This window comes from Streptomyces sp. NRRL S-37, from assembly GCF_000721605.1.
GTDB lineage: Bacteria > Actinomycetota > Actinomycetes > Streptomycetales > Streptomycetaceae > Streptomyces.
The window spans coordinates 242265-261514 of the sequence record NZ_JOIZ01000013.1 but is presented as its reverse complement, the minus strand read 5'-3'; the positions used below and the strand labels follow the sequence as shown (position 1 = coordinate 261514).

Genomic DNA, 19250 nt, shown 5'->3' with positions numbered 1-19250 from the left:
GGTCCGCGCACGCCCGTGGTTCCCGGTTCCCCCGCGAAGGACCTCAGGTGATCACTTCCACCCTGTCCGCCCCTGCCGGAAGACCCACCGACGACGCGGCGACCGCCTGGGCGCTGGCCGCGCGCGGCGGTGACTCCGACGCCGTCGACCGTTTCGTCCGCGCCCTGCACCGTGACGTCATCCGCTACGTCGCCCATCTGTGCGCCGACCCGCAGGCGGTGGACGATCTGACCCAGGACACGTTCCTGAGGGCGCTCGGCAGCCTGCACCGGTTCGAGGGCCGTTCCTCGGCACGCACCTGGCTGCTGGCCATCGCCCGCCGTGCCGTCGCCGACAGCCACCGGTACACGGCCGTACGGCCCCGGAAGGCCGAGGTGTCCGACTGGCAGCTGACCGTCGAACGGGCCCAGCCGCGCGGGCTGCCCGGATTCGACGACGGCATCGTGCTGCTCGACCTGCTGGACCGCCTCCCGGAGGAGCGCCGCGAGGCGTTCGTCCTCACACAGCTCCTCGGCCTGCCGTACACCGAGGCGGCGGCGCTCGGCGACTGCCCGGTCGGCACGGTCCGCTCCCGCGTGGCCCGCGCGCGGACGACCCTCGTCGCCCTCATCGCCGAGGCGGAGGAGGCGAACACGGCCGTACGGAAACCCGGACCGACCCGGACCGAGGATCCAGCACCCGGATGTATGGTCCAGGAAAAGAGGACGGGAGACGTGTGCTCATGACAGCCACACAGGGCCAGGACGACGACCGACCCGACCCCCGCTGGAGGCACCCCGTGACGACGACCACCCCGCCGGTCACCCTCGACGACGTCCTCTCCGCCGCCGAACGCCTCAAGGGCGTCGCCCACCGCACGCCCGTGCTGCGCTCCCGCACCCTGGACGAGCGCGTCGGCGCCGAGGTCCACCTCAAGTGCGAGAACTTCCAGCGGGTGGGCGCCTTCAAGTTCCGCGGCGCCTACCACGCGGCCTCCCGGCTCACCCCCGACCAGCTCTCCCGGGGCATCGCCGCCTACTCTTCCGGCAACCACGCCCAGGCCGTCGCCCTGGCCGCCCGGGAGCTGGGCACCACCGCCGTCATCGTCATGCCCGAGGACGCCCCGCCGTCGAAGCGGGCGGCCACCGAGGGGTACGGCGCCGAGATCGTCACCTACGACCGCTACAGCGGCGACCGGGTCGCCATCGCCGAGGCTCTCGCCGCCGAGCGGGGACTGACCCTCGTCCCGCCCTACGAGCACCCGCACGTCATCGCGGGACAGGGCACGGCGGCCCTCGAACTCGTCGAGGAAGCAGGGGAGCTGGGGGCGCTGCTCGCGCCGGTCGGCGGCGGCGGACTGATCGCCGGAAGTGCCACCGCCGTCAAGGGCCTGCACCCCGCGACCCGGGTGATCGGCGTGGAGCCGGAGGCCGGCGACGACACCAAGAGGTCCCTGGAGGCGGGCCGGCGCGTCAGCATCCCGGTGCCGCGCACCATCGCCGACGGCCAGGCCCTGCACACCCCGGGCGAGCTGACGTTCTCCCTCAACCGGCGGCTCCTGGACGGGATCGTGCTGGTCGGCGACGACGAGATCAGGGACGCGATGCGGTTCGCCTTCGAGCGGCTGAAGATCGTCCTGGAGCCGAGCGGTGCCACCCCGCTCGCCGCACTGCTCACCGGTCGCGCGGGCCCCCTCCCGCCCCGTGTCGGTCTGATCCTGTCCGGCGGCAACATCGACGCCGGCCGCTTCGCCCGGCTCTGCGGTCCGGGCGACTGACGGACCGGCTTCACTCGAATGGCGTACCCGAGTGGACAGGCGGACGATGAAGTGGCGGGGCCCGGCCCCCGCCGGTGCCGTGCGAGGCGGACGGAGACCGGACCCGGCCGTGCAGGGAGACGGTCGGAAGGGAACAGGGTCATGCTCGAGATCAAGACGCTGGACAAGCCGGACGAGCGGCGCGACTTTCCCAGGGGACACCTGGAAGCCGTCCACATGACAGGGCTGGACTTCGCCGTGGCCACCTTCGAGCCCGGATGGCGCTGGTCCGAGTCCGTCGGTCCCATCGCGGGGACGGAGAGCTGCCGGATCCACCACAACGGCTATGTCGTCCAGGGCCGTATGCACATCCGCATGGACGACGGCGCGGAGCAGGAGGTCGGCCCCGGCGACGTCTTCGTCTGCCCACCGGGCCACGACGCGTGGGTCGTCGGCGACGACCAGGTCGTGGTGCACGACTTCGCGGGCGGCATGGCCCAGGAGTACGCCAAGGCGGACTAGTCCGCCCGGCCACCGGTCAACCGGAGTTGTATCCCCAGCGCGCACGGCCGTCCTTGCCCATGAAGCACTTCGCGGGACGGCCGTCGGCCGTCGTCGCCGTGGCTCCCACCGGGGAGCAGAACTGCCCGAACCCGATCCCCGACCGGCCGCCGGACCCGGAGCCGGAGCCGGAACCGGAACCGCCGGAGGAGGAGCCTCCGCCGCTGCCCGAGCCCCCGCTCGACGAGCTCCCTCCGCTGCCGGAGCCCCCGCCCGAGGTGCCGTCGTACGACGGCTGCGGAGCGGGCTTCGGGGCGGGCTTCGGCTTGGGCTTGGGCTTCGCCGTCGGGCTGGGTTCCGTGCACGGCTTGCCGGAATCGATCAGCCACAGGCGGACCGGTGCCGGGACCGTGGTCTCGGTTCCGGCCTCCGGGTCCTGCCGGCACACGGCCAGGTCCCGTTCCTCCTCGTCAAGTGGCTTGCCCGTGTAGGCGTGGAAGAGGGACACGCTGTCGAGGCCGAGGTCGCCGAGGGTTGCCGAGGCGTCGTCGAACGGCATGCCGACGACGTCCGGCATCACCACCCGGCGGACCCCGTACAGCCGCGTCGGGCACTTCTCGCGTTCCGGCACCGCGTACAGCGTCAGCGTCCGCAGGGACGGGCGTACCGTCTCGTCGCGGGCGGGGTTCTGGAAGCAGACCCGCCACCCGGTCCCGTCGGTCCCGACCGTCCGGAACTCGGAGGTGGCGTCCATCGTCGACACCTTCCGCCAGCCGCCTTCGCGGGCCCGCGCCGCGGCCGCGGTGAGCGTGGCCCCCTGGAAGTCGGCGACGACGGTCTCGGCCGGGTTCTTGCCGTCCTTCGCCACGGGCTCACCAGAGCCGGAACCGGAACCGGAGCCCGACCCCAGCCCGCCCACGACCACCGAGACGGCGAGCACCGACACCAGCACCGGGTGCCGCCGTACCCATGTGGACACCCGCGTCCCGCGTCCGGGCCGCGTCGGGGAGCCCGGGGGCAGGAGCTCGCCCGCCGCTTCGAGGAGTGCGCCCTTCGGGTCGATCTTCGAACCGTGCAGCTTGTGCGGCCTGCCGTCGACGAGGACCTCGACGGAGTCCAGAAGCCCCGACGCGCGGCGGAGGATGCGCAGGGGCAGGGAGGCGCGGGTGGCCCTCGGCCGCAGGAGGCTGCCGAGCAGGATGAGCCCCCGGTCCGTGAGCACCGCGTAGCCCCAGCCGTCGTGGTAGACGGCCCGCACGGACTCGTCCGGAGCGAGCTCCTCCAGCAGCGCCCTCTTGTGGCCGTCGGAAAAGGAGACGGTCTCGCCCGCCAGGCTCACGGCGGCAAGAGGGTCGGGGTACAGCGGATCGGGCATCGGTTCCTCAGTGCTGCGTGGCGGTGTCGGACATGGCGGGATGTTAGCGGATTGGCGATGTACGTCAGTACACGCCCGAACCGGTCACGCGGGGGCCGCTCCCCGATCATGTGTCAGGGCCGTCCGGTACGGCTGAGGGGCGCCCGCCGCGGCAGGCGCCCCCATGCTGACCGGGCAGGACGTCAGGCGGCCTGAGCCACCGCACGCACCGCCGGAGTGCGCAGCACCCTCCTGGCCGTGCCCAGGCTCGTCCCGAGGGTCACCGCGGCCGTCACCGCCACCATGGCGAGCCACGTCCCGAGGAACTGGTCCGGCAGCACCCCGTCGGTGCGGACGACCGTGAACGGTACGACCCCGGCCAGCGCGGCCGACGTGCCGAGCAGCACCCCCGTGACCGTGAGGATCACCCCCTCGGTACCCACCACACGGAGCACCTGCCCCGGAGTCGCCCCCGCCAGGCGCTGCTGCCCGAACTCTCGGGAGCGGTAGGTCGTCGCCGCGTACAGCGAGTTGACCAGCATGACGCAGACGAAGACGGCGATGATGCCGACGACCGTGAGGTTGAGCGTCTCCAGGTTCTTCGCGTCGACCGACTTCACCAGGCCCGAGGCCGCGACGGCGTCGCTCTCCACCGCCTGCATGGTGATCGTCGCCGTGGACACCGCCGTGAACATGATCAGCGACACCAGGATGCCGGCGAGCTCCCCGGCCCGCTGCCGCAGGTTCCGCACGGCCAGCCACCCGCCGGCCCCGCCGAGCGCCAGCCGGGCGAGTACGCCCTTCAGCAGCCGCGGCGCCATCAGCGCCAGCCCCACCGAGAGCATGATCGCCCCCTGGGCGGGCGGCGCCATCAGCATCTCGTCCGTCGCGGAGAAGAAGAAGGTCGAGCCCGCCCCGGCGGCCCCGGCCGCCAGCGTGCCGTACGCCAGGACGCGCCGTGCCCCGGCCCGCTCCCTGCCGCGCCGCGTCACCCGCCGCACGGCCAGGAACGCGGCGCCCGCCGCCGCGAGCAGCGTGATGTGCACGCCGCTCATCAGCGCGATCGGGCCGAAGGAGTACTCGACCGACCGTGCGACCTGGCCACCGTCCTGGAACATGTCCAGCAGCGCCCGCCCGCCGAGCATCGCCGGGCCGATCGCCAGCGCCGCGCCCGCCAGGGCCACGGCCGCCGCCTCGCCCACGACCATCCGCTTGATCTGCGCCGGGGTCGCCCCCGAGCAGCGCAGCAGTTCCAGCTCGGCCGTCCGCTGCCGCACGTTCACCGTCAGCGTCGAGGCGACGGCGAAGAACACCAGCAGCGTGCCGTACCCGCCGACGACGCCGGCCGCCGTGCCCAGCGTGTCGGAGCTCACCGGGTCCACGCCCGGCTGCCCGGCCGTGTCGTGCATCGAGTGGAACATCATGATGATCGCCGCGCCCAGGAAGGCGGACAGCAGCGTCGCGAGGAACCGTCCGGGCCGCTGCCGGATCGACCGCATGGCCAGTACGAACACGGCTCACACCCCCGCCGTCGTGTCGTCGCCCAGGTGCGCCAGCCGCTCGGCCACCGCGTCCGCCGTCGGCGCGTCCAGCCGGCCGGCGAGCCGGCCGTCCGCGAGGAACAGCACACTGTCGGCGTAGGAGGCGGCGACCGGGTCGTGCGTCACCATCACCACGGTCCGCCCGTGCACCCGCACCGCCTGCCGGAGCAGCGCCAGCACCTCCCGCGCGCTGCGCGTGTCCAGGGCGCCGGTCGGCTCGTCCGCGAAGATCACCCGGGGCTCGGTGACCAGCGCCCGCGCGATCGCGACGCGCTGCCGCTGGCCGCCGGAGAGCTGGTCGGGCCGGTGCCCGAGCCGGTCGCCGAGGCCGACGGCGGTGAGGATCTCCCGGGCCCGCCTCCGGTCCACGCGCTGTCCGGCCAGCTTCAGCGGCAGCACCGTGTTCTGCGCGACGGTCAGCGTCTCCAGCAGGTTGTACTGCTGGAACACGAACCCGATCCGCCCGCGCCGGAACTTCGTCAGCTCCGCCTCGCCGCCGCCGGTCAGCTCCTTGCCGTCCACCTGGACGATCCCGCTGTCGGGCCGGTCCAGACCCGCCGCGCACTGCAGCAGCGTCGACTTGCCCGAGCCCGACGGCCCCATCACCGCGGTGAACGTCCCCCGCGCAAGGCCGAGCGTCACCCCGTCGAGGGCGGTCACGGCGTTGTCCGCCGTCCCGTAGGACTTGCTGACCTTCACCAGCCGCAGTGCCTCGGGGGCGGGTCCCGTGTCGTGGTCGCGTCGTGACCCGTTGCGAAACATCGTCATCTCCTCCGTCCGGCACGTCCTGTGCCATGCCGACGACGCTACGGAGGAGACGGCCGCGCCACACTGGGCGCAGAACCCGTATCGGGGGGTGTAGTCAGGACCACCCCCCGAGGGGGTTTCACCCGACCAGTACGACCTCCAGCGTGCGCGGCCCGTGCACGCCCTCCACCCGGTCGAGCTCGATGTCGCTGGTCGCCGACGGGCCGGAGATCCAGGTGAGCGGACGGGCCGGGTCGAGACGCCCGAGGGCCTGGGGGACGGAGGAGACGACCTGGTCGGGGACGCGGACCACGCAGATGTGGTGGTCGGGGACCAGGGTGATGCGGCGGCGGCCCTGGTCGGGGGAGCCGTCCAGCACGATCGTGCCCGTCTCCGCGACGGCGACCGCGCAGGCGGTGACCACACTGTCGACCCGGTCCAGCTCCTGCGGCGTACTCTCCGCCCGGTCCATGACCCGGGTCACCTCCGTCGAGGCGAGCCAGTCCTCGTCGAGACCGGGCGGAACCAGCACCGACGACGCGCCGCGCGCCGCGAGCAGCCCGGCGATCACCCCGGCCAGCCCGGCCGCGTCCGTACGGTGCACGACGGCCCGGTAGTCGGCCAGGTTCTCCGCGAGGAGGTCCACCGTCTCCTCGACGGTGCGCCCACCGTGCTCGCGCAGATAGTCACGGACGACGGCCCGCTCGTACGGGGTGTCGTCCTGCGGTACGTCGGCGAGGGCCCGCCGCACCCGGCCCAGGATCCGTTCCCTGCTGCTCACTTCGCCGCTCCCTTCCCGCCCCGCGTACGCTGCCACCAGTCCCGGAACGGTTCCGCCGGCACCGGCGGCAGGTCCCGGGTCCCGCTCCAGGCCCGGCCGGGGCCCGGCAGGGTGCGCGGATGGAGGCGGCGGGTGCGCGAGGCGAGGCGCTGGCCGGTGCGCAGGGCCCCGGGGTGCGCGAAGGCCCAGCGGGCGGCGCGCATCGCGGCACGCTCGGCGGCGTGCCCCTTGGCCGGCTTGAGCACCACCTTGTTGCCGCCCCGGATCACCTCCCCGCCCTGCGCCACCCGCTCCCGCAGGTGCACCAGCACCTCGGGGATGTCGATGGCGACCGGGCACACCTCGTAGCAGGCCCCGCACAGCGACGAGGCGTACGGCAGGGAGGCGTCGATCTCGCTCCCCGTTCCCCGGAGTTGAGGGCTGAGGATGGCGCCGATCGGACCCGGGTAGACCGAGCCGTAGGCGTGGCCGCCGGCCCGCTCGTACACCGGGCACACGTTCAGGCAGGCGGAGCAGCGGATGCAGCGCAGCGCCTGCCGGCCCACCTCGTCGGCGAGGGTGTCGGTGCGGCCGTTGTCCAGCAGGACCAGGTGGAAGGTGCGCGGGCCGTCCTCGTCGGTGGTGCCGGTCCACGTCGAGGTGTACGGGTTCATCCGCTCGGCGGTCGAGGAACGGGGGAGGGTCTGCAGGAACACCTCCAGGTCCTGCCAGGTCGGCACGATCTTCTCGATGCCGACGACCGAGATCAGCGTCTCGGGCAGGGTCAGGCACATCCGCCCGTTGCCCTCGGACTCCACCACCACCAGCGTGCCGGTCTCGGCGACCATGAAGTTGGCGCCGGAGACGCCCACCTTGGCGCGCAGGAACTTCTCCCGCAGGTGCAGCCGGGCCGCCTCGGCGAGTTCGGCGGGCGTGTCCGTCAGTCCCTCGGGGGCGGGGCGGCCCCACTCGCTCATCTCGCGGGCGAAGATCTCCCGGATCTCCCCGCGGTTGCGGTGGATCGCCGGCACCAGGATGTGCGAGGGCCGGTCCTTGCCCAACTGCACGATCAGCTCGGCCAGATCGGTCTCGTAGGCGGCGATGCCCTCCGCCTCCAGGGCCTCGTTGAGGCCGATCTCCTGCGTGGCCATCGACTTGACCTTGACGACCTCCGACTCACCGGTCTCCTTGACCAGCCGTGCCACGATCCGGTTGGCCTCGTCGGCGTCGACGGCCCAGTGCACGGTGCCGCCCGCCGCCGTCACCGACTCCTCCAACCGCTCGAGGTAGTGGTCGAGGTGACGGAGCGTGTGGTCCTTGATCTGCTTGCCGGCCTCCCGCAGCTCCGCCCAGTCGGAGACCTCCGCGACGGCGTTCGCCCGCTTGGCGCGGATGGTGTGCGTGGCGTGCCGCAGATTGCCGCGCAGCGTCGCGTTACCGACCGCCTCGTGGGCGGCCTCGGGAAACGCCGGCATGCCGAGATACGTCCCGCTCATACGGCCGGTTCCTCCTCCGTGCTCGCCAGGATCTCCGCGATGTGCACCGGCCGCATGCCGGTCCGCAGCCTGGTCATCGTTCCGCCGATGTGCATCAGGCACGAGTTGTCCGCCGCGCACAGCACCTCGGCGCCCGTCGACTCGGCGTTGCGCACCTTGTCGGTGCCCATCGCCGCCGAGACGTCGGAGTTCTTCAACGCGAAGGTGCCGCCGAAGCCGCAGCACTCCTCGGCGCCCGGCAGCTCGGCCAGCTCCAGCCCCTTCACCGCCCGCAGCAGCCGCAGGGGCCGCTCGCCGAGACCGAGACCGCGCAGCCCGTGACAGGTGGGGTGGTAGGTCACCTTGTGCGGGTAGTACGCCCCGACGTCGGTCACCCCCAGCACGTCCACCAGGAACTCCGTCAGCTCGTACGTCTTCGGCACCACCGGCGCCAGCGTCGCCGCGAGGGTGTCCCCGCGGCCCTCCGCCCGGGCCCGCTCACCCATCCGTGGATACAGCTCCCGCACCATCGCCCCGCACGACCCGGACGGCGTCACGATCGCCTCGTAGTCCTTGAAGACGTCGGAGAAGTGCCGGGCGAGCGGCTCGGCCTCGTGCCGGTAGCCCGTGTTGTAGTGCGCCTGGCCGCAACAGGTCTGCGCCATCGGGAAGTCGACGTCGACGCCCAGCCTGGTCAGGAGTTTCACCACGGCGCGCCCGGTGTCCGGATACAGCGTGTCGTTGACACAGGTCAGGAACAGTGCGACACGCATCGCGGCTCCTAGTGAATCGATCATCGGGTGAATGCAGGGTAGTGGGGGAGCGTGGGGCCGGGGGAGACCGCGTCAGCCCCGGGCGAGCCGGGCCTGCGCCGCCCGCCACCGCTGCGTACCGCCGCGCGGCTCGTACCGCGTCAGCGGTTGCGTACGGGTGAGCAGCCGCCGCATCCCGGCCAGGTCGCCGACCAGTCCGTGGGCACGGGCCTGCACCAGCACGTTGCCCAGCGCCGCCGCCTCCGCCGGCCCGGACACCACCGGCAGCCCGCAGGCGTCGGCGGTGAGCTGGCACAGCAGGGCGTTGCGGGTGCCGCCGCCCACGATGTACACGACGTCGGCGGACCGCCCGGAGAGCCGCTGCGCGTCCTCGACGGCCTTGCGGTGGGCCAGGGCGAGCGAGTCGAGGATGCACCGGGTGGTCTCGGCGGGGGTGGCCGGCACGGGCTGGCCCGAGTCCCGGCAGGCCTCGGCGATCCGCTCCGGCATCCGCCCGGGCGCGAGGAACGCCGCGTCCCCGGCGTCCACCACCGACCGCAGCGCCGGCACCTTGGCCGCGTCGAGCAGCAGCGCGCCCAGATCCGGCTGTCCCCAGGCCCGCAGGCACTCCTGGAGCAGCCACAGGCCCATGATGTTGCGCAGGTAGCGGACCGTGCCGTCCAGCCCCAGCTCATTGGTGAAGTTGGCGGCCCGGCTCTCCTCGGTGAGCACCGGCGCGTCCAGCTCCAGACCGGCCAGCGACCAGGTGCCGGTGCAGATGTACGCGAACCGCTCGCCGTCCGCGGGGACGGCGGCCACCGCGGACGCGGTGTCGTGCGAGCCGACCGCCGTCACCGGGACCGGCCCGGCCAGCCCGGTCTCCTCCAGCACCTCGGGCCGCAGCACCCCGGCCGCGTCCCCGGGATGCCGCAGCGGCGCGAACAGCGAGAGGTCGATGCCGAGGCGCTCCGCGACCCCGTGCGCCCAGTCGCGGGTGCGCGGGTCGATCAGCTGGGTGGTCGAGGCGTTGGTCAGCTCCGTGCCCTGCTCGCCGGTCAGCCAGTACGTCAGCAGATCCGGAATCAGCAACAGCCTTTTCGCCGCTGCCAGTTGGGCCGAGCCGCGGGCCGCCGTCAACTGGTACAGCGTGTTGAACGGCGCGTACTGCAGACCGGTCGCCGCGTACAGCTCCCCGGCGGGCACGGTCGCCCACACCTTCTCCGCGATCCCGTCGGTGCGGCCGTCGCGGTAGTGCACCGGGTTGCCGAGCAGCGCCCCGTCCGCGTCCAGCAGCCCGTAGTCCACGGCCCAGCTGTCGATGCCGACGGAGTCCACCCGGCCTGCCGCCCTCAGCCCGTCCAGCACCCCGGCGTACAGCGCCAGGACGTCCCAGCGCAGCCCTTCGGGCACGCGCACCGGCCGGTTGGGGAAGCGGTTGACCTCGGTCAGCTCCAGGCTGTCGGGGCCGACGCGGCCGACCATGACGCGTCCGCTGGACGCGCCGAGGTCGACCGCGGCGTAGGACTTCACGGTGCTCATCGCAGGAACGCGGCGGCGACGCCGGCGTCGACCGGGACGTGCAGTCCGGTGGTGTGGGTGAGGTCGCCGCCGGTCAGCGCGAACACGGCGTTCGCCACGTGCTCGGGCAGCACCTCGCGCTTCAGCAGCGTCCGCTGGGCGTAGAACTCGCCCAGCTTCTCCTCCGGCACCCCGTACACGGCGGCGCGCTTGGCGCCCCAGCCGCCCGCGAAGATCCCGGAGCCGCGCACCACACCGTCCGGGTTGACGCCGTTGACGCGGATGCCGTGCTCACCCAGCTCGGCGGCGAGCAGTCGCACCTGGTGCGCCTGGTCGGCCTTGGTGGCCGAGTAGGCGATGTTGTTCGGGCCGGCGAACACCGCGTTCTTCGACGCGATGTAGACGATGTCGCCGCCCAGCTCCTGCGCGGTCATCACCCGGGCCGCCTCGCGCGAGACGAGGAAGGAACCGCGGGCCATGATGTCGTGCTGGAGGTCCCAGTCCTTCGCGGTCGTCTCCAGCAGCGGCTTGGAGATCGAGATCCCGGCGTTGTTCACCACCAGGTCGACCCCGCCGAAGGCGAGCACGGCGGCCTTGAAGGCGTCCGCGATCTGCTCCTCGGACGTCACGTCGACGGTCACGGCGACGGCCTTGTCGGATCCGCCCAGCTCCTCGGCGACCCGCTCGGCGTTCTCCCCGTTCAGGTCGGCCACGACGACGCACGCGCCCTCGGCCACCAGCCGCTGGGCGATCGCCCTGCCGATCCCGCTGCCCGCACCCGTCACCAGCGCCACCCGGGTGGCGAGCGGCTTGGGCTTCGGCATCCGCTGGAGCTTGGCCTCCTCCAGCGCCCAGTACTCGATGCGGAACTTCTCCGACTCCTCGATCGGCGCGTACGTGGAGACCGCCTCGGCCCCGCGCATCACGTTGATCGCGTTGAGGTAGAACTCGCCGGCCACCCGCGCGGTCTGCTTGTCCTTGCCGAAGCTGAACATGCCCACGCCCGGCACCAGCACGATCGCCGGGTCGGCGCCGCGCATCGCGGGGGAGTCGGGCTGCGCGTGCCGCGCGTAGTAGGCGGCGTACTCCTCGCGGTAGGCGGCGTGGAGTTCCTTCAGCCGGGCGACCGCCTCGTCGAGCGGGGCGGACGGCGGCAGGTCCAGGACGAGCGGGCGGACCTTGGTGCGCAGGAAGTGGTCCGGGCAGGAGGTGCCCAGCGCGGCCAGCCGCGGGTGCTCGGCGCGGGCCAGGAAGTCCAGTACGGCGTCGGAGTCGTCGAAGTGGCCGACCTGCGGCCGGTCCTGCGAGGCGACGGCGCGGACGTACGGCGCCAGCGCGGCGGCCCGCTCCCGCCGCTCCTCCTCGGACAGCGCCTCGTACCCCTCGATCACGGGGCCGAACGGCTCCGGCCGGCCGCGCTGGGCGAGGAACTCCTCGGCGGTGCGGATGATGTGCAGCGAGTTGCGCTCGCACTCCTCGGAGGTGTCGCCCCACGCGGTGATGCCGTGCCCGCCGAGCACACAGCCGATGGCCTGCGGGTTGGCCTCCTTCACGGCGGCGATGTCCAGCCCGAGCTGGAAACCGGGCCGCCGCCACGGCACCCACACCACGGTGTCGCCGAAGCACTCGGCGGTCAGCTTCTCCCCGTCGGCCGCGCAGGCCAGCGCGATCCCGGAGTCGGGGTGGAGGTGGTCCACGTGCGCGGCGTCGACGAGCCCGTGCATCGCGGTGTCGATCGACGGGGCCGCACCGCCCTTGCCGTGCAGGCAGTAGTCGAACGCGGCGACCATCTCGTCCTCGCGCTCGACACCCGGGTACACACCGGTCAGTGCCCGCAGCCGGTCCAGCCGCAGCGCGGCCAGCCCCGCCTCGGTCAGCGTCCCGAGGTCGCCCCCGGACCCCTTGACCCACATCAGCTCGACGTCGCCCCCGGTGACGGGGTCGGTCCCGGTGCCCTTGGCGGAGGTGTTGCCGCCGGCGTAGTTGGTGTTGCGGGGATCGGCCCCGAGCCGGTGCGATCGAGCGAGCAGAGCGGCAGCTTCGGGATGGGTTGCCATGAACGTCCAGTCCTTACGTGAAAGAGGGTGAGTGGTGCGCCCCTCCAGGGGCGCGGGGCTGTGTCGATGTGCGGCTACCGCCGCGTGGGCGCGGCCGGCCGGCCGGCCGCGACGAACAGCACGGGGCAGACGCTCACGCCCCCCACCCGGCCTGCTCCCCACCGACCCGCTCGGCGACGATCTTCTCCGCCCACCCGGACCGCCGGTAGGCGACCAGGGGCTCGGGGTCCAGCCCCATCTCCTCCCGCACCTCGCGCAGCAGCGGACGCACGTCCGTGTTGTACGCGTCCATCAGCACCGCGTTGGCCTCGAGCACGTCCCCGGAGGCCTGGGCCTCGCTCAGCGCCGCCCGGTCGACCAGCAGCGCCTTCGCCGTCGCCTCCTGGACGTTCATGACGGAACGGATGATCGCCGGGATCTTCGCCTCGATGTTGTGGCACTGGTCGAGCATGAACGCCACCTCGGGAGCGAACCCGCCCCCGCGGATCACCTCGTACATGATCCGGAACAGCTGGAACGGGTCGGCGGCGCCGACCATCAGGTCGTCGTCGGCGTAGAACCGCGAGTTGAAGTCGAACCCGCCGAGCTTCCCCTCCCGCAGCAGCGTCGCCACGATGAACTCGATGTTGGTGCCCGGAGCGTGGTGACCGGTGTCGACCACGACCTGTGCCTTCTCGCCCAGCTTCAGGCAGTGCGCGTAGGCGGTGCCCCAGTCCGGCACGTCCGTCGTGTAGAACGCCGGCTCGAAGAACTTGTACTCCAGCAGCATCCGCTGGTCGTCCCCGAGCCGCTCGTACACCTCGGCGAGCCCTTCGGCGAGCCGGTCCTGGCGGGCGCGGATGTCGTCCTGTCCGGGGTAGTTCGTCCCGTCGGCGAACCACAGCTTCAGGTCCTTGGAGCCGGTCGCGTCCATGATGTCGACGCACTCCAGCAGGTGGTCGACGGCCTTCCGGCGCACCGCCGCGTCCGGGTGGCAGATGCTGCCGAGCTTGTAGTCGTCGTCCTGGAAGGTGTTGGAGTTGATCGCGCCGAGCCGCACCCCGCGGTCCTCGGCGTGCTTGGCCAGTGCCGCGTAGTCCTCGACCCTGTCCCACGGAATGTGCAGCGCCACGGTCGGCGCGACACCGGTGAACGCGTGCACCTGGGCGGCGTCGTCGAGCTTCTCCTGCGGGGTGCGGGGGACGCCCTGTTGCGCGAACACCTTGAACCGGGTCCCCGAGTTCCCGTACGCCCAGGACGGCGTCTCCACGGCCTGTGTCTTGAGAGCGGCTTTCACCGCGGCGAGCTCGGTCACGTCAGGGCTCCTGTGACATCGGGTCGTAACGACCACTGAGTGAAACGATTCAGAACGGGAAGCTATGGGTCTCCCGAAGGGGTGTCAACCCCTCCGGCACAGACGGTCCTCCGTGACCAGGCCGAGACCTGAAGGTGTCGAAAGTTTTTCGGCTGGGACCCATTGACGTGACATGCGTCGCGCGCCTAACGTCCCGGCAACCCAGTTGAAACCTTTCACGACGTCGTGGGGCCTCCCGTCGGCGTCGTCGAGGAGCCCTCATGACCCACCCGTCCGACACGGGTCCGGCCCCGGTTCTCGCGCTGAAGGGCATCTCCAAGTCCTTCGGCGCGGTCCGCGCCCTGCGGGACGTCTCCCTGGAGCTGTTCCCCGGGGAGGTGCACGCCCTCGCCGGCGAGAACGGAGCCGGCAAGTCGACCCTCATCAAGACGCTCGCCGGAGTGCACCGTCCGGACACCGGCCAGGTGCTGCTCGACGGCGCGCCGGTCGTCTTCCACGGACCCGGTGACGCCCGCGACGCCGGCATCGCCGTGATCTACCAGGAGCCCACGCTCTTCCCCGACCTGTCGATCGCCGAGAACATCTTCATGGGCCGGCAGCCCCGGAAGGCGCTCGGCCGGATCGACCACCGCGCCACCCACGACGCGACCGCCGCCCTGATGCGGCGGCTCGGCGTCGACCTCGACCCGGACCGTCCGGCCCGCGGCCTGTCCATCGCCGACCAGCAGATCGTCGAGATCGCCAAGGCGCTCTCCTTCGACGCCCGCGTCCTGATCATGGACGAGCCCACCGCCGCCCTCACCGGCAGCGAGGTCGCCCGCCTCTTCGGCGTCGTACGCACCCTGCGCGAGCAGGGCGCCGCGGTGCTGTTCATCTCCCACCGCCTGGAGGAGATCTTCGAGATCTGCCAACAGGTCACCACGCTCCGCGACGGCGCCTGGATCTCCAGCGAGCCGCTGGAGGGCATGACCGAGGACGACCTGGTCCGCCGCATGGTCGGCCGCGACCTCGAGGAGCTCTACCCCAAGCAGGACGTCACGCCGGGCGAGATCGCCCTGAGCGTGCGCCGGCTGACCCGCGAGGGCGTCTTCACCGACGTCTCCTTCGACGTGCGGCGCGGCGAGATCGTCGGCCTGGCCGGACTCGTCGGCGCCGGACGCACCGAGGTGGCCCGCGCCGTGTTCGGCGTCGACCGCTGGGACGCCGGCGAGGTCGAGGTCGACGGGCGCAAGCTCACCAACGGCGCCCCGTCCACGGCCATGGCCGCGGGCCTCGCCCTGGTCCCCGAGGACCGGCGGGCCCAGGGCCTGGTGATGGACATGTCCATCGAGCGGAACATCGGCCTCACCGGACTCCGTACGACCGTGAAGGCCGGCCTGATGGACCGCGGCGCCGAACGCAGCCGCTCCCGCGACTGGGCCGTCAAGCTCCAGGTCAAGTACGCCCGGATCGCCGACACGGTGAACACCCTGTCCGGCGGCAACCAGCAGAAGGTCGTCCTCGCCAAGTGGCTCGCCACCGGCCCGAAGGTGCTGATCGTCGACGAGCCCACGCGCGGCATCGACGTCGGCACCAAGGCCGAGGTGCACCGGCTGCTCTCCCAGCTCGCCGCCGACGGCGTCGCCGTCCTGATGATCTCCTCCGACCTGCCCGAGATCCTCGGCATGGCCGACCGCGTGCTGGTGATGCACGAGGGCCGGCTCACCGCCGAGATCCCCCGCACCGACGCCACCGAGGAAACCGTGATGGCCGCAGCCACGGGGAGGGCCGCCGCATGACGGTCGCCGCTCCCGGAGAAGCCCCCGTCGCCGAGGCACCGAAGGCCGGCGCCACCCGGCTGGCGGACCGCGTCTTCAAGATGCGCGAACTCGCCATCCTCGTCGTCTTCCTGGTGATGATCGCCGTCACCCAGGCCGGCAACAGCGAGTTCCTGTCCGAACAGGGCATCAAGGACCTGCTGCTGAACGCGACCATCCTGGTCCTGGTCGCCACCGGCCAGTCCCTGGTCGTCATCACCCGCAACGTCGACCTGTCCGTCGGCTCCACCCTCGGCATCAGCGCCTTCGCCGCCGGCACCTACCTCCAGGGCGGCGGGAACCCGGTCGTCGCCGTCGCCCTCGCCGTGCTGCTCGGCATCGGCTTCGGACTGCTCAACGGCCTGCTCGTCAGCCTCGGCCAGGTCCCCGCCCTCGTGGTCACCCTCGGCACGCTCTACATCATCCGCGGCATCGACTCCATCTGGGTCGGCTCCCGCCAGATCACCGCCGCCGACCTGCCCGGCGGGTTCGTCGACTTCGGCTCCGGCGGCATCTCGGCCGTGCCCTACCTGGCGCTCATCGCGCTCGCGGTGCTGGTGGCGACGGCGTACTACCTCAAGCACTTCGGCAGCGGACGCGAGCTGTACGCGCTCGGCTCCAACCCCGAGGCCGCCCGGCTCGCCGGCATCCCCGTGCGCAAGCGGATCCTCGCCGCGTACACCTTCTGCGGCGCCCTCGCCGGCCTCGCCGGCGCCCTGTACCTGGCCCGGTTCGGCAACGTCGACTCCAGTACCGGCAACGGCTACGAACTCACCGTCGTCAGCGCGGTCGTGGTCGGCGGCGTGGTCTTCACCGGCGGCTCCGGCAGCGTCTACGGCGCGGCCCTCGGCGCGCTGCTGCTGACCTCCATCAACAGCGTGCTGCCCGCCCTCGGCGTCAGCTCCGTGTGGGTGCTCGCCATCAACGGCATCCTGCTCATCCTCGCCATCGCGGTCGACCGGATCGTCGCGCTGCGCGTGGCCTCCGCCCTGAAGAAGAGGAACGCCCGCCATGCCTGAGTCCCTCACGCGCGCGGTCCGCTGGGACACGGTCGTCGGCGCCCTGCTCGTCGTCGTCCTGCTGCTGTCCTTCACCACCGTCGACGGTTTCGGCAACGCGCTCAACCTGTCGTTCCTCATCGGCAACACCCTGCCGATCGCGCTGATCGCCCTGCCCATGACCCTGCTCGTGGTCTCCGGCGAGATCGACCTGTCCGTGGCCTCCACGGCCGGCCTGTCCGGCGCGGTGATGGGCGCCCTGTGGAACCAGGGCATGACCATCGAGACGATCATCCCGATCTGCCTCGTCATCGGCGTCGTCTGCGGCCTGGTCAACGGCCTGCTGGTGACCCGCCTCGGACTGCCGTCCCTCGCCGTCACCATCGGCACGCTGGCCGCCTACCGGGGCATCGCGCAGATCGTGCTCGGCTCCGACGCGGTGACCGACTTCCCCACCCCGTACCTGGACTTCGCCGCCGGACGCATCGGTGACACGTTCGTCCCGTACGCCCTCCTGCCCTTCCTGGTGCTGCTCGCCATCGCCGTCGTCACCCTGCACGCCACCCCGTTCGGCCGGTCGCTGTTCGCGGTCGGCGCGAGCGAGGAGGCGGCCCGGTTCGCCGGCATCCGCGTCAAGCGGCAGAAGCTGATCCTGTTCACCCTGACCGGCCTGATGGCCTCCCTCACCGGCGTCTTCTGGGCACTGCACTACGCCAGCGCCCGCTACGACAACGCCACCGGCCTCGAACTCTCCGTCGTGGCGGCCGTACTGCTCGGCGGCATCGACTTCGACGGCGGCAAGGGGACGCTCGGCGGCGCGATCGCCGGTGTGTTCCTGCTCGGCGCGCTGCAGAACGTGATGAGCCTCCAGGACGTCTCCGCGCAGTCGCAGATCGTCGTCACCGGTGTGCTCCTGGTGCTGTCCGTGCTCGGACCGCGCGTCGCCCGGCAGATCGCCGTCGCGAGGGCCGGACGCCGGGCCACCGCGTCACCACCGGTCTCCAAGGCCCCCACCGCCACCCCCTGATTCCTTCTCGTCCTCTAAGGAACCCACCATGCGCAAGGCATCCATCCGCCGTACCTGCGCGGCCCTCGCCGCCGTCACCTCGCTCGCCCTGGCCGCCACCGCCTGCGGCGGCACCACCAAGGAGGACGTCAAGAACGAGGGCGGCGGCGCGGCGGCCCCGGCCGGCAAGGCCGACCCCAACGCGGCCACCAAGAAGGGCCTGACCGTCGGCTTCCTGCCCAAGCAGGTCAACAACCCCTACTTCACCAGCGCCGACAAGGGCGGCGAGAAGGCAGTCAAGGAACTGGGCTCCACCTACAAGGAGGTCGGCCCCTCCAGCGCCACCGACACCGCCGGCCAGGTCTCCTACGTCAACACCCTGACCCAGCAGCAGGTCGACGCCATGGCCGTCTCCGCACAGGACCCCGGCGCCCTGTGCACCGCGCTCAAGCAGGCCATGAAGAACGGCATCAAGGTCGTCACCTACGACTCCGACACCACCCCCGACTGCCGCAACGCCTTCGTCTCGCAGGCCAGCGGCGAGGACCTGGGCCGCACCGAGGTGCAGCTGCTCGCCGAACAGATCGACTACAAGGGCGAGATCGCGATCCTGTCCGCCGCGCAGACCGCGACCAACCAGAACGCCTGGATCGAGTTCATGAAGGACGAACTCAAGGACCCCAAGTACAAGGACATCAAGCTGGTCAAGGTCGCCTACGGCAATGATGATGCCCAGCAGTCCTTCCAGCAGACCCAGGGCCTGCTCCAGGAGTACCCGGACCTGAAGGGGATCATCTCCCCGACCACCGTCGGCATCAAGGCCGCCGCCCAGTACCTGTCCGGCTCCAAGTACAAGGGCAAGGTCAAGCTGACCGGCCTCGGCACCCCCAACGACATGCGCAAGTACGTCAAGAACGGCACCGTAGAGGCGTTCGAGCTCTGGGACCCGGCCAAGCTCGGCGAGCTGGCCGCCCGCACCGCCGTCGCCCTGTCCTCCGGCCAGATCACCGGCAAGGAGGGCGAGACCTTCACGGCCGGCGCGATGGGCGAGTACACCATCGGCAAGGACGGCGTGATCAACCTCGGCAAGCCCACCGTCTTCAACGCCGAGAACATCGACCAGTTCGACTTCTGATCCCCACTTCCCCCTGAAGGAGCGGTACTTCATGCGACGCGTCTGTTTCCTGCTCAAGGTCCGACAGGACCGGATCGCCGAGTACCGCGAACGCCATGCCGCCGTGTGGCCCGAGATGTGCGAGGCGCTCTCGGCCACCGGCTGGCACAACTACTCCCTCTTCCTGCGCGACGACGGCCTCCTCGTCGGCTACCTGGAGACCGAGGACTTCGAGGCGGCCAAGGCGGGCATGGAGGCCACCGAGGTCAACGCCCGCTGGCAGGCCGAGATGTCCCCCTTCTTCGAGTCCCTCGACGGCTCCCGGCCGGACGAGGCGATGACACCGCTGACCGAGGTCTTCCACCTCGCCTGACGACGGAGGCCCGCGATGGGACGACGCACCCTCCCGGCCGGCGCGGTGCCGAGGGGCCGCCGACACGCGCGTCGCCCGGGACGGGGTGCCGTCGGCCGTGTACCGGGAGAAGTCCACCGGTACGACACCCTTCCCCCCGCACGTAGTCGGCCTCAGGCTGCCCGCCTGACCGTGACCGCTCAGGGGCGGCGCTGCCGGTAGTGTGATGGCCCGCCGCGTCGCCCCGCTC

The 19250-nt window shown here is 71.9% G+C and carries 17 protein-coding genes; 8 read left to right on the top strand and 9 right to left on the bottom strand.

Going from position 1 to position 19250, the window contains the following annotated elements:
- Positions 1 to 47: 47 nt before the first annotated feature.
- From IH50_RS0120215 to IH50_RS0120205, 3 genes are all read left to right on the top strand, one after another.
- A complete protein-coding gene (locus IH50_RS0120215; RefSeq protein WP_078914041.1) occupies positions 48 to 725 on the top strand; it encodes a sigma-70 family RNA polymerase sigma factor in 678 nt (225 codons plus the stop codon).
- A 53-nt stretch (positions 726 to 778) separates the two neighbouring features.
- The gene (locus tag IH50_RS0120210; protein WP_030863926.1) at positions 779 to 1756 is read left to right on the top strand and encodes a pyridoxal-phosphate dependent enzyme; all 978 of its coding nucleotides are present in this window, start codon (positions 779 to 781) and stop codon (positions 1754 to 1756) included.
- A 141-nt stretch (positions 1757 to 1897) separates the two neighbouring features.
- The gene (locus tag IH50_RS0120205) at positions 1898 to 2257 is read left to right on the top strand and encodes a cupin domain-containing protein (RefSeq protein WP_030863923.1); all 360 of its coding nucleotides are present in this window, start codon (positions 1898 to 1900) and stop codon (positions 2255 to 2257) included.
- A 16-nt stretch (positions 2258 to 2273) separates the two neighbouring features.
- Here the strand turns inward: IH50_RS0120205 and IH50_RS0120200 are convergent, their stop codons facing one another.
- The 9 genes from IH50_RS0120200 to rhaI form a co-directional block, all read right to left on the bottom strand.
- A complete protein-coding gene (locus IH50_RS0120200) occupies positions 2274 to 3611 on the bottom strand; it encodes a PASTA domain-containing protein (protein ID WP_030863921.1) in 1338 nt (445 codons plus the stop codon).
- Positions 3612 to 3793: 182 nt separating this feature from the next.
- Complete coding sequence (locus IH50_RS0120195) at positions 3794 to 5104, bottom strand: FtsX-like permease family protein (protein ID WP_030863919.1); 1311 nt, start codon at positions 5102 to 5104, stop codon at positions 3794 to 3796.
- Between the two features lie 3 nt (positions 5105 to 5107).
- Complete coding sequence (locus IH50_RS0120190) at positions 5108 to 5893, bottom strand: ATP-binding cassette domain-containing protein (RefSeq protein WP_030863917.1); 786 nt, start codon at positions 5891 to 5893, stop codon at positions 5108 to 5110.
- Between the two features lie 124 nt (positions 5894 to 6017).
- Positions 6018 to 6659: a LutC/YkgG family protein gene (locus IH50_RS0120185; RefSeq protein ID WP_030863915.1), complete on the bottom strand. Its 642-nt coding sequence runs from the start codon at positions 6657 to 6659 to the stop codon at positions 6018 to 6020.
- A complete protein-coding gene (locus tag IH50_RS0120180) occupies positions 6656 to 8134 on the bottom strand; it encodes a LutB/LldF family L-lactate oxidation iron-sulfur protein (protein WP_030863914.1) in 1479 nt (492 codons plus the stop codon). Before IH50_RS0120180 ends, IH50_RS0120185 begins: the two co-directional genes overlap by 4 nt.
- A complete protein-coding gene (locus tag IH50_RS0120175; RefSeq protein ID WP_030863912.1) occupies positions 8131 to 8886 on the bottom strand; it encodes a (Fe-S)-binding protein in 756 nt (251 codons plus the stop codon). The genes IH50_RS0120180 and IH50_RS0120175 overlap by 4 nt, the downstream gene beginning before the upstream one ends.
- 72 nt (positions 8887 to 8958) lie before the next feature.
- The gene (locus IH50_RS0120170; protein WP_030863910.1) at positions 8959 to 10404 is read right to left on the bottom strand and encodes a rhamnulokinase; all 1446 of its coding nucleotides are present in this window, start codon (positions 10402 to 10404) and stop codon (positions 8959 to 8961) included.
- Positions 10401 to 12440 (bottom strand): bifunctional rhamnulose-1-phosphate aldolase/short-chain dehydrogenase, encoded by a 2040-nt coding sequence (locus IH50_RS0120165; RefSeq protein ID WP_030863907.1) that lies wholly within the window; start codon positions 12438 to 12440, stop codon positions 10401 to 10403. The genes IH50_RS0120170 and IH50_RS0120165 overlap by 4 nt, the downstream gene beginning before the upstream one ends.
- Before the next feature lie 133 nt (positions 12441 to 12573).
- Positions 12574 to 13734 carry an L-rhamnose isomerase gene (rhaI, locus tag IH50_RS0120160; RefSeq protein ID WP_030863904.1) on the bottom strand — a complete coding sequence of 387 codons (1161 nt, stop codon included), beginning with the start codon at positions 13732 to 13734 and terminating at the stop codon, positions 12574 to 12576.
- A gap of 260 nt (positions 13735 to 13994) precedes the next feature.
- Between rhaI and IH50_RS0120155 the strand changes: the two genes are divergently transcribed.
- From IH50_RS0120155 to IH50_RS0120135, 5 genes are read left to right on the top strand one after another with little or no spacing between them, the layout of a single operon-like run.
- Complete coding sequence (locus IH50_RS0120155; RefSeq protein ID WP_030863900.1) at positions 13995 to 15512, top strand: sugar ABC transporter ATP-binding protein; 1518 nt, start codon at positions 13995 to 13997, stop codon at positions 15510 to 15512.
- The gene (locus tag IH50_RS0120150) at positions 15509 to 16549 is read left to right on the top strand and encodes an ABC transporter permease (protein WP_030863897.1); all 1041 of its coding nucleotides are present in this window, start codon (positions 15509 to 15511) and stop codon (positions 16547 to 16549) included. The genes IH50_RS0120155 and IH50_RS0120150 overlap by 4 nt, the downstream gene beginning before the upstream one ends.
- A complete protein-coding gene (locus tag IH50_RS0120145; RefSeq protein ID WP_030863894.1) occupies positions 16542 to 17555 on the top strand; it encodes an ABC transporter permease in 1014 nt (337 codons plus the stop codon). Before IH50_RS0120150 ends, IH50_RS0120145 begins: the two co-directional genes overlap by 8 nt.
- A gap of 28 nt (positions 17556 to 17583) precedes the next feature.
- Positions 17584 to 18669: a rhamnose ABC transporter substrate-binding protein gene (gene rhaS, locus IH50_RS0120140; protein WP_030863892.1), complete on the top strand. Its 1086-nt coding sequence runs from the start codon at positions 17584 to 17586 to the stop codon at positions 18667 to 18669.
- A 31-nt stretch (positions 18670 to 18700) separates the two neighbouring features.
- Positions 18701 to 19021 carry an L-rhamnose mutarotase gene (locus IH50_RS0120135; RefSeq protein WP_030863889.1) on the top strand — a complete coding sequence of 107 codons (321 nt, stop codon included), beginning with the start codon at positions 18701 to 18703 and terminating at the stop codon, positions 19019 to 19021.
- The last annotated feature ends 229 nt before the right edge of the window (positions 19022 to 19250 follow it).

Excerpts from the sequence above, each read along its gene's own strand:
- IH50_RS0120205 (WP_030863923.1), top strand. The coding sequence starts at position 1,898 with ATGCTCGAGATCAAGACGCTGGACAAGCCGGACGAGCGGCGCGACTTT.
- IH50_RS0120200 (WP_030863921.1), bottom strand. The coding sequence starts at position 3,611 with ATGCCCGATCCGCTGTACCCCGACCCTCTTGCCGCCGTGAGCCTGGCG.
- IH50_RS0120190 (WP_030863917.1), bottom strand. The coding sequence starts at position 5,893 with ATGTTTCGCAACGGGTCACGACGCGACCACGACACGGGACCCGCCCCC.
- IH50_RS0120180 (WP_030863914.1), bottom strand. The coding sequence starts at position 8,134 with ATGAGCGGGACGTATCTCGGCATGCCGGCGTTTCCCGAGGCCGCCCAC.
- IH50_RS0120175 (WP_030863912.1), bottom strand. The coding sequence starts at position 8,886 with ATGCGTGTCGCACTGTTCCTGACCTGTGTCAACGACACGCTGTATCCG.
- IH50_RS0120170 (WP_030863910.1), bottom strand. The coding sequence starts at position 10,404 with ATGAGCACCGTGAAGTCCTACGCCGCGGTCGACCTCGGCGCGTCCAGC.
- IH50_RS0120165 (WP_030863907.1), bottom strand. The coding sequence starts at position 12,440 with ATGGCAACCCATCCCGAAGCTGCCGCTCTGCTCGCTCGATCGCACCGG.
- IH50_RS0120155 (WP_030863900.1), top strand. The coding sequence starts at position 13,995 with ATGACCCACCCGTCCGACACGGGTCCGGCCCCGGTTCTCGCGCTGAAG.
- IH50_RS0120150 (WP_030863897.1), top strand. The coding sequence starts at position 15,509 with ATGACGGTCGCCGCTCCCGGAGAAGCCCCCGTCGCCGAGGCACCGAAG.
- IH50_RS0120145 (WP_030863894.1), top strand. The coding sequence starts at position 16,542 with ATGCCTGAGTCCCTCACGCGCGCGGTCCGCTGGGACACGGTCGTCGGC.
- rhaS (WP_030863892.1), top strand. The coding sequence starts at position 17,584 with ATGCGCAAGGCATCCATCCGCCGTACCTGCGCGGCCCTCGCCGCCGTC.
- IH50_RS0120135 (WP_030863889.1), top strand. The coding sequence starts at position 18,701 with ATGCGACGCGTCTGTTTCCTGCTCAAGGTCCGACAGGACCGGATCGCC.